A 15302-nucleotide genomic window follows, 5' to 3' on the forward strand; every position below is an offset into this window, starting at 1 on the left:
GGGTAAAATGGGTGGATTACCCCCGCCAGCCTCGAGCAAGCGAGCAAGACGTGACATCGATCAAGCAGGAAGACCTCATCCAGTCCATCGCCGACGCGCTGCAGTACATCTCGTACTACCACCCGGTCGACTACATCAAGAACCTTGCCGCCGCCTACGAGCGCGAGGAGTCGCCGGCCGCGAAGGAAGCGATGGCGCAGATCCTGATCAATTCGCGCATGTGCGCCGAGGGCCACCGCCCGATCTGCCAGGACACCGGCATCGTCACCGTGTTCCTGGAAATCGGCATGGACGTGCGTTGGGATGACGCCACCATGGGCGTGGAAGACATGGCCAATGAAGGCGTGCGCCGCGCCTACATGCACCCGGACAACAAGCTGCGCGCCTCGGTGCTGGCCGATCCGGCAGGCAAGCGCATCAACACCAGGGACAACACCCCGGGCGTGGTCAACGTCAAGGTGGTGCCGGGCAACAAAGTCGACGTGATCGTCGCCGCCAAGGGCGGTGGTTCGGAAGCGAAGACCAAGTTCGCCATGCTCAATCCGTCCGACTCGATTGTCGACTGGGTGCTGAAGACCGTGCCGACCATGGGCGCCGGCTGGTGCCCGCCGGGCATGCTGGGCATCGGCATCGGTGGCACCGCCGAGAAGGCGATGCTGCTGGCCAAGGAAGCGCTGATGGAGCCGATCGACATCACCGAGCTGCAGGCCCGTGGTGCGTCCAACCGCATCGAGGAGCTGCGCCTGGAGCTGTACGAGAAGGTCAACGCGCTGGGCATCGGTGCGCAGGGCCTGGGTGGCCTGACCACCGTGCTCGACATCAAGATCAACGACTACCCGACCCACGCGGCCAACCTGCCGGTGGCGATGATCCCGAACTGCGCGGCCACCCGCCATGCGCACTTCACCTTGGATGGCAGCGGCCCGGTGATGCTGGACCCGCCGTCGCTGGAAGACTGGCCGAAGTTGACCTACGACGCATCCAAGGGAACCCGGGTGGACCTGGATACGATCACCCCGGAAGACGTGGCCAGCTGGAAGCCGGGCCAGACCCTGCTGCTCAACGGCAAGCTGCTCACCGGCCGCGATGCCGCGCACAAGCGCATGGTCGACATGCTCAACAAGGGCGAGCAGTTGCCGGTCGATCTGAAGGGGCGCTTCATCTACTACGTCGGCCCGGTCGATCCGGTGCGTGACGAAGTGGTGGGCCCGGCCGGCCCGACCACGGCGACCCGCATGGACAAGTTCACCGAGCAGGTGCTGGCACAGACCGGCCTGCTGGGCATGGTCGGCAAGGCCGAGCGCGGCCCGGCCGCGATCGAGGCGATCAAGAAGCACAAGTCGGCCTACCTGATGGCCGTCGGTGGCTCGGCCTACCTGGTGTCCAAGGCGATCAAGGCGGCCAAGGTGGTCGGTTTCGCTGACCTGGGCATGGAGGCGATCTACGAGTTCACCGTGCAGGACATGCCAGTGACCGTGGCCGTCGACTCCGCCGGCGAATCGGTGCACAAGACCGGCCCGCGCGAGTGGCAGGCCCGCATCGGCAAGATTCCGGTGGTGGTGGAGTAATTCCCGCACGCTTCGGTCCGGACAACGGCGCCCCTGTGGCGCCGTTGCTGTATCTGGAGGCAGGATTAACGCGCCTGTAGCCCTGGCTCTGCTACGGTTGGCACACCCTCGCACAGGACGTGTCCATGGCCCTGCATCGCTTCATCGTGGCCGGCGTGCTGCTGGCCCTGGCCGGCTGCAGCACCCCGGCGTCGTACGAAGGCGCGGATTTCCCTGCATCGGCGCAATGCCGCATGCAGTGCCAGGCCAGCTACCGCAGCTGCATGGCGCAGAATGACTCTCTCGGCAGCCGCCAGAGCAATTGCGAGCAGCGGATGGTGCCGGCGCCGGACAAGCGCTGCAAGGACGTGGACAACCCGGACCTGCGCCGTGCCTGCGAACTGAAGACGCATGACTGCACGCTGCGCGCGCCGATGATGTCCTGTGGCGAGCGCCGCGATACCTGCATGAGCAGCTGCGGCTGAGCGACGGCTCCCGCACGGGCGCATAATCGGCCGGCCCACCTGCACAGGATCCGCCGCATGAGCACCACGCTGTATGGTTCGACAAGCACCGCCGCGCTGGTGGTGCACTGGCTGCTGATCGAGCTCGGCATCGAGCACGAGTTGGTGCTGCTGGATTTCGACGCGCGCGAGCACAAGTCGGCGGAGTACCTGGCACTGAATCCGGCCGGCGTGGTGCCGACGCTGCTGATCGATGGCCTGGTACTGACTGAAGCGGCGGCGATCGCCCTGTACCTGGCCGACCGCCATCCGGACGCCGGTTTGTTGCCGGCACTGGGCACGCCGCAGCGCGCCGATGCCTACCGCTGGATGTTCTGGTGTGCCAATACGTTGCAGCCGGCCTATCGCGCTTGGTTCTATCCGCACGAGGTGGCGGGCGAGGCAAACGTGGAGGCCAGTCGCGAGATGGCGCGACAGCGCCTGGAAGCGGCCTGGCAGCATGTGGCCACGCACCTGCTGGCGCATGGGCCCTACCTGCTGGGCGCCACGCCCTGCGTGGTCGACTACATGCTGGTGATGCTGATGCGCTGGTCGCGCAACATGCCCAGGCCCAGTGACACCTGGCCGTCGCTCAAGGCACATGCCACCTCGATGAAGGCGCGCCCGGCGTTCGCCGAGGCCTACCGCCGCGAAGGCATCACCGACTGGCGGTAACCAGAAAAGGGGACGGAGGGGATTAAGTCGTTTGTGCACAAACGACTTAATCCCCTCCGTCCCCTTTTCCGTTACAGGATCTCCAGCACCGTTTCCGGCGGGCGGCACAGCCGTGTGCCCTTGGGCGTGCGCACCACGGGGCGGTTGATCAGGCGCGGGTGTTCGGCCATCGCAGCCAGCAGGGTGGCATCGTCGGCATCTTCCAGCCCGAGTTCGGCGAACTGGGTCTCCTTGCTGCGCACCAGGTCGCGCGCGCTCAGGGCCGACTCGGCCAGCACCTGGCGCAGCGTGGCCGCGTCGGGTGGGGTGCCCAGGTACTCGATCACCACCGGGTCGAAGCCCGCATCGCGGATCAGCTTCAGTGCGCCGCGCGAGTTGCTGCAGGCCGGGTTGTGCCAGATCGTCACGTCCATCAGAACCACTCCAGCAGCGACACGCCCACGCCCACATAGGTGGCCTTGTGGTTGTAGTCGATCATGCTCTCGCCATAGCCGTCGAAGACCTGCACATGGCCACGCAGCAGATTGCTGATCGGAAAGCCGTAATCCAGCTGCAGTGCACCGTGGGAGCGGCTGCCGGTGCGCAGCGAATGACGCGCCATCAGCGCGACTTCATGCCCGTTGCGGTTCCAGATCAGGGTCGCGTCACCCCGGCCCATGTAATCCTCGATGTCCGGATTATTGTCTTCGCTGCGGCTTTCCGGGATGCGGTACCACGGGCGCAGCACCAGCGCCCAGTTCTCGCGATCCAGGCCGATGTTGAGCATGACCCGGTTCCAGCTGCGCGAGAGCGGATCGGCCCGTCCGTTGGACTGGTGGTTGAGGCTGATACCGGTCATGCGCCCGCGCCAGCCACCGATCGAGTAGCCGTTGCGGAACACCATCATCACTTCGGGTTCGTAGTTGGTTTCGCGGAACGGGCGCGAATCCTCGCTGTTGTAGGCCTGCCAACGTGAACTCTGGGTATAGCCAGCCCAGATGTCGCCGTTGTCGCCGAACAGGTTCTCGGCGATCTTGGTCTTGAAGCTGATCTGGAACTTCAGCTCGGTACTGTCGAGTACCTGCGGGGTCGTCACGCTGTTGGCCGGGTTCGGCGAATGCGGCGTGGTGTTGCGGTCGCTGGTCCAGAACGCCGGCAGCAGGTACACCGGCTTGTAGGCACGCAGCTGGGAGGGCCCCAGCTTGGAGTCCTCGGCCAGCTCCCAGCGGCTATCCAGCAGCGAACCGCGGCCAGCATTGGCCAGCGCGCTGTCCGGTGCCGCCGGACGGAACAGGTCGCTGACCCGCTCGCGCAGCTTTTCCTCGCCCTGGCTCACGCGCGCGGTCTGTCGTTCCTCGCGGCGCGCCTGCGCAGCCGATTCGGCGGCGGCATCGGCGGCGGCGGTGGCCTCCGGGGTATGCCCGAAGAGGCGGTCATAGCAGGCCAGGCGGGCCGCGTCGGTGGTGATCGCCGCGCAGGCGGCCGGCGAGGTGTCGGCGCTGGGCGCGAACTCCTGCGCAGCCAACGGTGCACTGGCCAGGGCAAGCGCCAGCGGCGCCAGACGGGGAAGCAGCGTGGGGAGGGTCATTGCAGCAGGCCCTTCGATGGATACGGGAATCGCACAGTGTGGCGGCTGCACCGGATCGCGGCCAGCCCCACCGTTTATGCACGGCCACGGCGTGCGCGTGGCGTGAAGGCTAGGTGGCTCAGAAGAACCAGGCGAACGCGAACAGGCCCAGCATCGCGATCACCACCGCCAGTTTCAGTGCCAGGCCGAGCAGGATGCCGAGCCAGGTCGCCAGGCCCACCTTGGTCGAGCGGCCGAGTTCGCGGGTGTGCCAGTACTCGCCGAGCAGGGCGCCGATCAGCGGTCCGGCAAACAGGCCGATGGGCATGAAGAACAGGCCGACGATGCTGCCGACGAAGGTGCCCCACAGGGCCTTGCGGCTGGCGCCGACGCGCTGCGCGCCAACTACGGTGGCGAGCACGTCCACCAACAGTGAAAGCAGGGTCAGCACGCCCAGCGCGACCAGGGTGGGCCAGCCGACGTGGGCGAAGCCGTCGGCCCAGGCCGCCAGCAGCAGCCCGATGAACACCAGCGGGATGCCCGGGAGGGCCGGCAGGATGATGCCAGCGATGCCGATCAGGACAAAAATGACCGCTAGCAGATATAAGATGAATGAGAGTCCCATGCTGTCCCGTATGGTGGCCGTTTTGGGGTTGACAGTGAAAGATTTTGCCAGTTGCTTTTTCGTTTTGGGCGGGTTAAGTTGCAGTCGCTGAGCTTGGCAAGGTCACCGTGGATCGTGGCCTGATGAAGCAAGATCTTTCCGATCCGCTGCATCGATGCACCTCGCTTCCCCCTTGCTTGTCAGCCGCCCACCGGGCGTTTCCAACAACAAGAGAGAGTCAAAGGGAGTTAGTGAGATGGCTGAGCGCGAGACCGGTACCGTAAAGTGGTTCAATGATGCGAAGGGCTTCGGCTTCATCAGCCGGCAGAATGGCGAGGACGTGTTCGTGCACTTCCGCGCCATCGAGACCCAGGGCTTCAAGAGCCTCAAGGAAGGCCAGACTGTGAGCTTCGAAGTCGTGCAGGGCCAGAAGGGCCTGCAGGCTGACAAGGTGCAGCCGGTGTAATACCCGCCGCCCGTCGGCATGAAAAAGGCCCGCGCAAGCGGGCCTTTTTCTTTGCCGTTGGCCCGGTGCAGGTCAGCGCAGGATGACCTTGCCATTGACGACGCGCACGTAGGTGTTCTCGCGGATGCCGCCGAGATCGCGCTGGTTGACCACGATGGTGCGGCCATCATCCATGCGCACGCTGATGTCATAGGTATCGCTGGTGACGTTCTTCTGGATCTGGTTGCCGGCCAGGGCACCACCGACCGCGCCTGCGGCGGCGGCGATGTTCTTGTTGCCACGGCTGCCACCGGTGTGGTCGGAGATTTCATGGCCGGCCACGGCGCCGACGATGCCGCCGAGGATCGCGCCGGTCGCGCTGGGCGCGGTGCGGCCCGAGGGCACGGTGTTGATGCGGGTGACGATGCCACAGTCAGCGCAACGGCCCTGGTTGTAGCCGCCATTGTTGCCGTAGCCGCCGTTGTTGTAGCCGTTGTTGTAACCACCGCCGCTGTAACCGGGCGAGGTGGCACAGCCAGCCAGCGCGAGGGTAGCGATGGCGCTGGCGGCGATGAGCTGGATCTTCATGGGGCGTCTCCTGGCCGTGAAGGCGGGTGGGTTGGGTGGTACTGCGTCGTGCAGCAGGGTGGACGAATCCTCTCCTTTCGAACGTGAACAACGCGCCAACCGTGTGCGTGCTGCCCGGCTGCAGGATGAATGCGGCTCAGCGGAAATCCTGGTGGCAGGCGCGGCAGTCCGCCTGCAGTGTTTCCACCAGCTGGGCGAGGGCCCTGCAGTCGCCGGGGGGTGAGGCCAGCGCCGTGTTGAGGTTGCCGCGCAGCTGGCTGGCGTGCTGCTGGAACTGCGCACTGTCCTTCAGCCCGGGAAACGCCTGGTCCAGGTCATTGGACAGCAGGCGCAGCACCTGCAGCCGCAGCACGCTGTCAGCCAGGCTGCAGCGGTTCTGCAGCTGGGCCTGCTGCAGCAGCTGTGACTGCCGCTGCATCACCTGCATCAGGCTGCCCGGGAACGGATCGCGACGCGCCTGCAGGGCGCGGCCGACCATTACCGTGGCGATCAGGCCGATCAGCAGGCCCAGGCAGAGCACGAACAGGTAGCGATGGGCGCTGGACAGGCTGCGGGGCGGGCTGGCATTCATGCGGGCACTCCGGGCGTGCAACGGTGGGTTCGACGCCGGCGTACTGCGGGCGCCAGCACCTGCACGTTAAAATAGCCCGATGAACGAACAGGTCAAACAACGCTTCGCCGGCATCGAACGGCTGTACGGCGTGGGTGCACTCGAGCGCCTGCAGGGCAGCCGCGTGGCGGTGGTCGGCATGGGCGGCGTCGGCTCGTGGGTGGTGGAGGCGCTGGCCCGTTCGGCCGTCGGCCACCTGACCCTGATCGATGCCGACGATATCTGCGTGTCCAACACCAACCGGCAGCTGCCGGCGATGGAAGGCAACTACGGCCGCAACAAGGCCGAGGCGATGGCCGAGCGTTGCCGTGCGATCAATCCGGACATCGGGGTCGACGCGGTGCAGGCATTCCTGACCGTGTCCAACATGGCCGAGCTGCTGGACCGGGGGTTCGATCTGGTGATCGATGCCTGCGACAGCTTCCGGGTCAAGGTCGAGACGATCGCATGGTGCCGCCGCCGCAAGCTGCCGTTGCTGACCGTCGGTGCCGCCGGTGGCCGTACCGACCCGACCCTGGTGCGCATCCGCGATGTCTCTCGCACCGAGCACGACGCCATGCTGGCGCTGATCCGCAAGAAGCTGCGCAGCGAATTCAACTTCCCGAAGAACGCCAAGCGCTATTTCGGCGTACCGGCGGTGTATTCGCTGGAGAATGTGAAGTACCCGCAGGCCGATGGCAGCGTCTGCGGCATCCGTCCGAACCTGGGCGCCGATGCGGCGTTGAAGCTGGACTGTGGTGCCGGCCTGGGCGCGGCAACCCACATCACCGGCGCGTTCGCCTTCGCGGCGGTTGGCAAGGCGCTGGAGATGCTGCTGGAGCCGAAGAAGGTGAAGGTGGATGCGGTAGAGGCCAGCGAGGTGTGATGGATCGTGCCGGCCAGCGGCCGGCACCTGCCCGTTACATTGCCGGCAGCGCGAACAATCGCCGCGCATTCTCCGTCGTGGCCTGGGCCACGGCTTCCAGCTCCATCCCGCGCAGTGCGGCCACGTGCCGGGCAATGGTCGCCAGCCGCGCTGGCTCGTTGCGCTGGCCGCGGATGCCGGCGTCGGGCTGGTCGGGCGCGTCGGTTTCCAGCAGCAACTGTTCCAGCGGCATCTCGCGCACCAGCCGCTGCAGCCGTTGCGCGCGATCGTAGGTCAGTGGGCCACCGAGGCCGAGCAGGAAGCCCTGCCTGTGCAGTTGCGCGGCCTGTTCCGGGCTGCCGGAAAAGCTGTGCACCACGCCGCGCAGGCCGCCGACGCGGCGGATGGCGGCGATCACCGCATCCACCGCGCGTCGCGCGTGCACGATCACCGGCAACTCGAATTCGCGGGCCAGTTCCAGCTGGCCGATGAAATACGCCTGCTGGACGTCGGCGTCCAGCCCTTCGACAAAGAAGTCCAGGCCGCATTCGCCGATCGCACAGGGGCGTTCGCGCTCGATCCACTCGCGCAGCAGTGGCAGGTGCCCGGGCTGGTGATCGGCCAGGAACATCGGATGCAGGCCGTAGGCCGGGTACAGCCCCGGCGCCTGCTGGCAGACCTCACGCAGCTTCGGCCAGCTGGCCGCGGTCACCGCCGGTACCACCTGCTGGCGCACCCCCGCGGCCTGCGCACGCTCGATCACCGCAGCGCGGTCACGGTCGAACCCGCTGGCATCCAGATGGCAGTGGCTGTCAACCAGGATGCTCAACGCTGTTCCAGCGGCGGAGGTGTTGCGGCGTTACGGCTCTTCCAGTTGGCCAGCAGCAGCGTGCCGAAGCCCAGCACCAGCTCATCGACGAACGGGATCGGGTCCGGGATGAACAAGGTCAGCACGAACAGGCCGGCGGTGAGCTTGAACAGGGTGGGGTAGCGCAGCCGGCGGGCCCATTGCAGTACCGGCAGCAGCATCGGGTTGGCCATGGCGGGAAGCCTCGTGGGGAATATGCAAACGCTACCACGGGCCCAGCATTTCCCGATGCTGAATGGGTTATCGGAATGAGCAGGAAATGTGGAGATTCCGTTCAGGCAGCGCATGCTGCAATCTGCCCCGAGAACGTTGCGGATGGTCCGCAAGGAGCAGGTCATGAAAAGCACAACTACAACTGTCCTGGTCGCAGCGGGCGCGCTGCTGGTCGGTGGCATCGCCACCGCCGCCTTCATGAAGAGTGGTGACAAGTCGCCCGATTCCATCAGCGCCGGAACCCCCAATGGTGAATCGCGCCTCGTTGAAGGTAACGCTTCTGACGACGGCGCACGTGGTGACAAGCTGGACCCGTCCGCGCCGCGCGGGCTTGAATATGCCGATGTGCTGAAGGTTGACCCGATCACCGAGAAGCAGAAGGCCTACGCCACCGTGATCGGCACCGATGCGGTGCGCGAGACCTCCACCACCCAGACCCCGCACGAGGTCTGCCAGGACGTGACGGTGCAGGAACGCCTGCCGGAACGTGATGGCAACGTCGGCGGCACCGTGGTCGGCGCTGTGGTCGGTGGCCTGCTCGGCAACCAGGTCGGTGGCGGCAACGGCAAGAAGGCCGCGACCGCCGCCGGTGCCGTGGCCGGCGGCTTCATCGGCAACCAGATCGACAAGCGCCATGTGGGTGGCCGTGTGGTCAACCGCACCGAGCGCCAGTGCCACACCGAGACCGCCACCTCCGAGTCGAGCCGCGTCACCGGCTACAACGTGACCTATCGCAATGAGGATGGCACCACCGGCACCATGCGCATGGCCAGCAAGCCGGGCAACCGCATTGCCATGGGTACCAACGACGTGGTGAAGGGTTACAACGTGACCTACCGCTATGACGGCGCGGAGAAGACCGTGCGCATGGACAACAAGCCGGCCAGCGATCGCCTGCCGGTGGTCGATGGCCAGCTGGTCACGCAGACCGCTGCCGCCGGTGCCACTGCCGCAGCCACGCGCCAGTAATCCCGGCGCAGCATGCAGTACCTGACGGGCCGGCTCATGCCGGCCCGTTTCATTGCGACCGGCGATATTCATCCGCGCAGGGAAGCCATCCTCCATCATGGGTGCCCCCTTCGACATGGAGCCGGCATGAGCATCTTCGACCTGCGCATCGAAACCGAGCGGCTGATCCTGCGCCCGCTGCTTCGCGAGGACTACGAGCCGTACCTGGCGTTCTGCGCCGACGAGGCCACGATGCGTACCCTGGGCGGCGTGCAGCCACCCTCGGTGGCCTGGCGCGGTTTCTGCAGCCTGGCCGGCGCCTGGCAGCTGTTCGGCTTCTCAATGTTCAGCGTGATCGAGAAATCCAGCGGCGACTGGATCGGGCGGATGGGACCGTGGCAGCCGCAGGACTGGCCGGGTACCGAGGTCGGTTGGGGCATCCGCCATGCCAGCTGGGGCCGGGGCTATGCGCCGGAGGCGGCGGTCGCGGCGATCGACTGGGCGTTCGATACGCTGGGCTGGGCTGAGGTGATCCATACCATCGCCGAGGACAACGACAACTCGCGGGCCGTGGCACGCAAGCTGGGAAGCACCCTGCTGCGCATGGGGGAGTTGCCAGCGCCATACAACGACAAGCCCATGCAGATCTGGGGCCAGTCGCGCGAACAGTGGCGGCAACGCGCGCGCTGAGCGTGGCTTGGTAGTGCCGGCCGCTGGCCGGCAATCGCTTGGATCCAGCCGCATCGAGGATGCCGGCCAGCGCCCGGCACTACCAGCTGCATCGAGGTTGCCGGCCAGCGGCCGGCACGACCGTGTAGTCATGCTGCACCCGCGCTTGGCATTCACTGGCGTGCTTGCCAGACTGCACGCAGCCGGCCGCCGGCCGGATCCGAGGGAGCAGGCAATGGTGGAAGAGCGCGTCCCGTTGACGGTGCACGGCATGTCGGTGTCAGGCAATTGCCACAAGGTCCGCCTGCTGCTGGAGCAGCTCGGCAGCCGCTACCGCTGGGTGGAAGTGGACAGTGCCCACGGCCAGACCCACACCCCCGAGTTCCTCGCGCTCAATCCCAATGCCAAGGTGCCGTTGATCGTCCGCGACGATGGCCGCGTGCTGACCGAGTCCAATGCGATCCTTTTCTGGCTGGCCGAAGGCACGCCCTACCTGCCCACCGATGGCTGGGAGCGCGCGCAGGCACTGAGCTGGATGTTCTTCGAGCAGTACACGCACGAGCCGTGCGTAGCGGTCGCGCGCTTCATCCGCGGCTGGACCCCGCCTGGGTCGCCGCGCCGCGCCGAACTGCCACGCCTGCACGAGCGCGCCGCCACTGCACTGGCGGTGATGGAGCAGCACCTGCGTAATGCGCAATGGTTCACCGGCAGTGGGTACGGCATCGCCGACATCGCGCTGTTCGCCTACACCGACGTCGCAGGCGAGGGTGGAATCAGCCTGCAGCCGTTCCCGGAAGTTCGCGCCTGGTTGCAGCGCGTGCGCGGGCAGCCGCGCTTCCTGCCGATGCCGGCGGTGACCGCTGAGGTGCGCGCCCGCTTCGAGGCCGCATGACTCTCACCAAGGTGATCCCCACAGGGTAGCGCCTGGCCAACCCCGGGCGGAATGCAACAACGACACGGAGGGTGTTCGATGTTCGCTGTGGTTCCAGATCCGATTCCCGCACGCATGCGCGTGCTCAACCGCGCCGACGTGTGCGACGCCAATTTCCTCGACGCGGTGCGTGGCTGGCGCGGTACCCCGCGCCCGCGCCCGGCGCCGGATGCGCCGATCCTGCCGGGCAGCACGCTTACCGCCGCCGCGTTTGGCGAGCTGTTCGATTCGCAGCTGGCCAGCCGCCAGCTGGACTTGATGGCGCGCGTGCTGCGCGTGCAGAACAAGGTCTTCTACACCATCGGTTCATCCGGCCACGAAGGCAACGCGCTGCTGGCGCGGGCCTGCCGGCATACGGATCCTGCATTCCTGCACTATCGCTCCGGTGCCTTCATGGCCGAGCGTTCACGCCAGGTGCCGGGGATCGACCCGCTGCGCGATGCCGCGCTGTCCTTTGCTGCCAGCGCCGATGACCCGGCCAGCGGGGGGCGGCACAAGGTGTGGGGCAGCAAACCGTTGTGGGTGCTGCCGCAGACCTCGACCATCGCCTCGCATCTGCCGAAAGCGCTGGGCACCGCGCTGGCCCTCGAAAGCGGCAAGCGGCTGGGCCACGAACTGCCGATTCCGGCCGACAGCATCGTACTGTGCTCGTTCGGCGACGCCTCGGCCAACCATGCCACCGCGCAGACCGCGTTCAACACCGCGATGTGGTCGGCCTACCAGAAGCTGCCGGCACCGGTCCTGTTCGTCTGCGAGGACAATGGCCTGGGCATCTCGGTGAAAACGCCTGAAGGCTGGATCGCCGAACGCTTCAGCGGTCAGCCCGGGCTGGACTATTTCTACGCCGATGGCCTCGACCTGGCCACCGGCCATGCGCAGGTGCAGGCGGCGGTGGAGCACTGCCGGCGTACGCGGCGGCCGACCTTCCTGCATCTGCGCACCACGCGCCTGATGGGGCACGCCGGCACCGACTTCGAGGTGGAATGGCGCGCGTTGCCGGAGCTGTGCGCGGCCGAGGCGCAGGATCCGCTGCTGCGCTCGGCACAGATCGCGATGGAATCGGGCTGGATGGATGCGGCCGCCATCGAGGTGGCCTACGAGACGATGCGCGCGCGCTGCATGGCCGCCGCCGCCGATGCCGAAGGACGGCCGAAGCTGCAGTCGCTGCGGGAAGTGATGGAGCCGCTTGCGCCCTATACGCCGGCTGCGGTGCAGGCCGAAGCACGGCGCGAGGTGCCCGCCGGAACGCGTGAAGCGCTGTATGGCGGTGCGGAGGCGTTGCCCGAACGGCAGGCGCCACGCCACCTCGCGATCCAGATCAACCATGCCCTGCAGGAACTGCTGGCGAAGTATCCGCAGAGCCTGCTGTTCGGTGAGGACGTCGCACAGAAGGGCGGTGTCTACACCGTCACCAAGGATCTGCTGCGCCGCTTCGGCCCACGCCGGGTGTTCAACACCCTGCTGGACGAGACCATGATCCTGGGCATGGCTCAGGGCCTGGCCAACCTGGGCATGCTGCCGATTCCGGAGATCCAGTACCTGGCCTATCTGCACAACGCCATCGACCAGGTGCGCGGCGAAGCGTGTTCGCTGCAGTTCTTCTCCAACGACCAGTACCGCAACCCGATGCTGGTGCGGGTGGCCGGGCTGGGGTACCAGAAGGGCTTCGGTGGCCACTTCCACAACGACAACTCGATCACCGCGTTGCGCGACATCCCGGGGCTGGTGGTGGGCTGCCCGTCGCGTGGCGACGATGCGGTGATGATGCTGCGCACGCTGGCCGCACTGGCGCGGGTGGATGGGCGGGTGGCGGTGTTCCTGGAGCCGATCGCGTTATACATGAGCAAGGACCTGCACGAAGCCGGCGATGGCCAGTGGCTGTTCGACTTCCCCGCACAGGGCCAGTCGCTGGTGCCGGGGGAGGGCCGGGTCTATGCGCCGGAGGCCGGCGACCTGGTGATCTATACCTATGGCAACGGCGTGCCGATGGCATTGCGCGCATCGCGGGCGATCGAGCAGCAGCTGGGCTGGCAGGTGCGGGTGGTCGACCTGCGCTGGCTGGTACCGCTGGACGCCGGCTTCATCACTGCCCAGGCCGCCAGCGCACGGCGGGTGCTGGTGCTGGATGAAGGCCGCCACAGCGGCGGGGTGGGCGAGGGCGTGGTCACCGCGCTGGTCGAGGCCGGGTTCGGCCATCTGCCGTTGCGCCGGGTCTGTGGTGCCGACACCTACACGCCACTGGCGGGGGCAGCAATGTTCGGGCTTCCAAGCGACAATGCGGTGATTGGCGCCGCCCTCGACCTGGCGCAGGAACCCTGATGCATGTGTGGATTGGCGGGAATGTTGTTGCCGGCGCCGCTGGCGTCGGCCGAGGCGCTGCAGGCGCAGGCCCTGGCCATGGGCCAGGCGCTGCACCACCGCGGGCCCGATGATGGCGGCAGCTGGGTCGATGCCGAGGCGGGCATCGCGCTGGCGCATCGCCGCCTGAGCATCCTCGACCTGTCCCCGCTGGGCCACCAGCCGATGGCCTCGGCCGACGGCCGCTACGTGATGGCCTACAACGGCGAGGTCTACAACTTCGCCGCCCTGCGCGAGGAACTGGAGCTGCTGGGGCATGCCTTCCGCGGCCATTCCGATACCGAAGTACTGCTGGCGGCGATCCTGCAATGGGGCGTGGAAGACACCCTGCAGCGCTGCAACGGCATGTTCGCCATCGCGCTGTGGGACCGCCAGGAGCGTTGCCTGTGGCTGGCCCGCGATCGCGTCGGCAAGAAGCCGCTGTACTACGGCTGGGCCGGCGACACGCTGGTGTTCGGTTCGGAACTGAAGGCGCTCTGGCAGCACCCGGCGTTCGACAACGACATCGACCGCGATGCGCTCACCTTGCTGCTGCGGCTGGATTACATCCCGGCGCCGCACAGCATCCACCAGCGCTGCTACAAGCTGATGCCGGGCCGGGTGTTGCGCCTGGACGCGGCGGCCGTCGCTGCCGGCGCATCCGCGCATCGTCCGGAACAGGCACAGCGGCCGTACTGGGATGCGCGCGCGCGCATGCAGGCGGCGCTGGCCGCACCCTTCCAGGGCCGCATCGAGGATGCCGAGGAACAGCTGGACACGCTGCTGCGCGACGCGGTGGCGCTACGCATGGTGGCCGACGTGCCGGTCGGCGTATTCCTGTCCGGTGGCACCGATTCCTCACTGGTGGCGTCGCTGATGCAGGCCCAGAGCGGGCAGCCGGTGCACAGCTTCAGCATCGGCTTCACCGATTCGGGACATGACGAGGCGCCGCTGGCCCGGGAGCTGGCGGCCCACCTGGGCTGTGACCATACCGAGTTGTACGTCAGCGGCGCCGACGCGCTGGCGGTGGTGCCGCAGTTGCCGGCGATGTTCGATGAGCCTTTTGCCGACGCGTCGCAGGTGCCGACCGCGCTGGTCGCCCGGCTGGCGCGGCAGGGCGTGACCGTGGCGCTGTCTGGTGACGGTGGCGATGAGCTGTTCTTCGGCTATACCCGGTATGTACGCGCGCTGCGCAACTGGCAGATGCTCGGCCGCGTGCCGGGGCCGCTGCGGCGCTGGATGGGCGCGCGTGCGCAGCAGCAGGGCGAAGCCTCGCGCACCGGCGGCCTGGCCGCGCTGCTGGCTGAGACCGGTGCGCGTGGCATCGGCGACGTCTACCGCAACCGCATCTCGCGCTGGCGCGACCCGGCCGCGGCGGTGACCGGCGCGCGGGCCGCCGGCAGCTTCTACGACCTGGCCGATCCGCTGCACGGCGCGGGTACGCCGGCCGACGCGATGATGCTGGCCGATTTCGTGACCTACCTGCCGGACGATCTGTTGTGCAAGGTCGACCGCACCTCGATGGCGGTCAGCCTGGAGGCGCGCGCACCGCTGCTGGACTGGCGGGTGGCCGAGTTCGCCTGGTCGCTGCCGTTGGGCTTCAAGCGCAGCGAGACCACCAGCAAGGTGCTGCTCAAGCGCGTGCTGGGCCGTTACGTGCCGCATTCGATGGTGCACCGTCCCAAGCGCGGTTTCGGCGCGCCGGTCAGTGACTGGCTGAAAGGCGACCTGCGGCCCTGGGCCGAGGACCTGCTGCTGCCGGCGCGGCTGGAGCGTGAGGGCGTGCTGTCGGCGGCGGCGGTGCAGCCGCTGTGGCAGCAGTTCCTGGGAGGGCAGCGCAAGTGGCATACCCATCTGTGGAACGTGCTGATGTTCCAGGCCTGGCAGGCGCATTGGCGGCAGGTGCGCGCAGGCATTGTGGGCGGCTGATCTTCACCGGCCTGCACGGGCCCGGCGACTAGGCTGGGCCTCCCG

At 67.3% G+C, this 15302-nt stretch carries 17 protein-coding genes; 10 read left to right on the forward strand and 7 right to left on the reverse strand.

Going from position 1 to position 15302, the window contains the following annotated elements:
- Positions 1-50: 50 nt before the first annotated feature.
- The 3 genes from J3A72_RS10185 to J3A72_RS10195 all read left to right on the forward strand — a co-directional run bounded on the left by J3A72_RS10185 (position 51) and on the right by J3A72_RS10195 (position 2725).
- A complete protein-coding gene (locus tag J3A72_RS10185; RefSeq protein ID WP_014647726.1) occupies positions 51-1568 on the forward strand; it encodes a fumarate hydratase in 1518 nt (505 codons plus the stop codon).
- Positions 1569-1693: 125 nt separating this feature from the next.
- Positions 1694-2032, forward strand: a complete 339-nt coding sequence (locus J3A72_RS10190) for a hypothetical protein (RefSeq protein WP_014647725.1) — start codon at positions 1694-1696, stop codon at positions 2030-2032.
- Positions 2033-2089: 57 nt separating this feature from the next.
- Positions 2090-2725, forward strand: coding sequence for a glutathione S-transferase family protein (locus J3A72_RS10195; protein ID WP_014647724.1), 636 nt, complete (start codon positions 2090-2092; stop codon positions 2723-2725).
- 71 nt (positions 2726-2796) lie between these two features.
- Here J3A72_RS10195 and arsC read toward each other — a convergent pair whose 3' ends face one another.
- From arsC to J3A72_RS10210, 3 genes are all read right to left on the reverse strand, one after another.
- Positions 2797-3138, reverse strand: coding sequence for an arsenate reductase (glutaredoxin) (gene arsC, locus J3A72_RS10200; protein ID WP_014647723.1), 342 nt, complete (start codon positions 3136-3138; stop codon positions 2797-2799).
- Positions 3138-4292 (reverse strand): phospholipase A, encoded by a 1155-nt coding sequence (locus tag J3A72_RS10205; protein WP_209572013.1) that lies wholly within the window; start codon positions 4290-4292, stop codon positions 3138-3140. Before J3A72_RS10205 ends, arsC begins: the two co-directional genes overlap by 1 nt.
- A gap of 118 nt (positions 4293-4410) precedes the next feature.
- Positions 4411-4896: a DUF456 domain-containing protein gene (locus J3A72_RS10210; RefSeq protein WP_075076676.1), complete on the reverse strand. Its 486-nt coding sequence runs from the start codon at positions 4894-4896 to the stop codon at positions 4411-4413.
- Positions 4897-5131: 235 nt separating this feature from the next.
- On the opposite strand from J3A72_RS10210, the gene J3A72_RS10215 reads away from it, so the two are divergent.
- Positions 5132-5341, forward strand: a complete 210-nt coding sequence (locus J3A72_RS10215) for a cold-shock protein (RefSeq protein WP_014647720.1) — start codon at positions 5132-5134, stop codon at positions 5339-5341.
- A gap of 72 nt (positions 5342-5413) precedes the next feature.
- Here J3A72_RS10215 and J3A72_RS10220 read toward each other — a convergent pair whose 3' ends face one another.
- The gene (locus J3A72_RS10220) at positions 5414-5908 is read right to left on the reverse strand and encodes a glycine zipper 2TM domain-containing protein (protein WP_005417545.1); all 495 of its coding nucleotides are present in this window, start codon (positions 5906-5908) and stop codon (positions 5414-5416) included.
- A gap of 136 nt (positions 5909-6044) precedes the next feature.
- Positions 6045-6479: a cytochrome c gene (locus tag J3A72_RS10225; RefSeq protein ID WP_075076675.1), complete on the reverse strand. Its 435-nt coding sequence runs from the start codon at positions 6477-6479 to the stop codon at positions 6045-6047.
- Between the two features lie 79 nt (positions 6480-6558).
- Between J3A72_RS10225 and J3A72_RS10230 the strand changes: the two genes are divergently transcribed.
- The gene (locus tag J3A72_RS10230) at positions 6559-7383 is read left to right on the forward strand and encodes a tRNA threonylcarbamoyladenosine dehydratase (protein WP_046431617.1); all 825 of its coding nucleotides are present in this window, start codon (positions 6559-6561) and stop codon (positions 7381-7383) included.
- 34 nt (positions 7384-7417) lie between these two features.
- Here the strand turns inward: J3A72_RS10230 and J3A72_RS10235 are convergent, their stop codons facing one another.
- Together J3A72_RS10235 and J3A72_RS10240 are read right to left on the reverse strand one after the other, a co-directional pair.
- A complete protein-coding gene (locus J3A72_RS10235) occupies positions 7418-8191 on the reverse strand; it encodes a TatD family hydrolase (protein ID WP_075076674.1) in 774 nt (257 codons plus the stop codon).
- Positions 8188-8403 carry a DUF6116 family protein gene (locus J3A72_RS10240; RefSeq protein ID WP_014647716.1) on the reverse strand — a complete coding sequence of 72 codons (216 nt, stop codon included), beginning with the start codon at positions 8401-8403 and terminating at the stop codon, positions 8188-8190. The genes J3A72_RS10235 and J3A72_RS10240 overlap by 4 nt, the downstream gene beginning before the upstream one ends.
- A gap of 163 nt (positions 8404-8566) precedes the next feature.
- Between J3A72_RS10240 and J3A72_RS10245 the strand changes: the two genes are divergently transcribed.
- From J3A72_RS10245 to asnB, 5 genes are all read left to right on the forward strand, one after another.
- Entirely contained in the window at positions 8567-9412 is an 846-nt protein-coding gene (locus J3A72_RS10245; protein ID WP_032958908.1) for a glycine zipper 2TM domain-containing protein, read from the forward strand.
- A 126-nt stretch (positions 9413-9538) separates the two neighbouring features.
- The gene (locus J3A72_RS10250) at positions 9539-10081 is read left to right on the forward strand and encodes a GNAT family N-acetyltransferase (protein WP_053495598.1); all 543 of its coding nucleotides are present in this window, start codon (positions 9539-9541) and stop codon (positions 10079-10081) included.
- Positions 10082-10295: 214 nt separating this feature from the next.
- Positions 10296-10952, forward strand: coding sequence for a glutathione S-transferase family protein (locus J3A72_RS10255; RefSeq protein ID WP_075076673.1), 657 nt, complete (start codon positions 10296-10298; stop codon positions 10950-10952).
- 78 nt (positions 10953-11030) lie between these two features.
- The gene (locus J3A72_RS10260; protein ID WP_075076672.1) at positions 11031-13310 is read left to right on the forward strand and encodes a thiamine pyrophosphate-dependent enzyme; all 2280 of its coding nucleotides are present in this window, start codon (positions 11031-11033) and stop codon (positions 13308-13310) included.
- Between the two features lie 3 nt (positions 13311-13313).
- Entirely contained in the window at positions 13314-15257 is a 1944-nt protein-coding gene (gene asnB, locus J3A72_RS10265) for an asparagine synthase (glutamine-hydrolyzing) (protein ID WP_075076671.1), read from the forward strand.
- Positions 15258-15302: the final 45 nt, after the last annotated feature.

Origin of the sequence: Stenotrophomonas sp. PvP093, assembly GCF_017876915.1 — a bacterium.
In the GTDB taxonomy this organism is placed as follows: Bacteria; Pseudomonadota; Gammaproteobacteria; order Xanthomonadales; family Xanthomonadaceae; genus Stenotrophomonas; species Stenotrophomonas muris.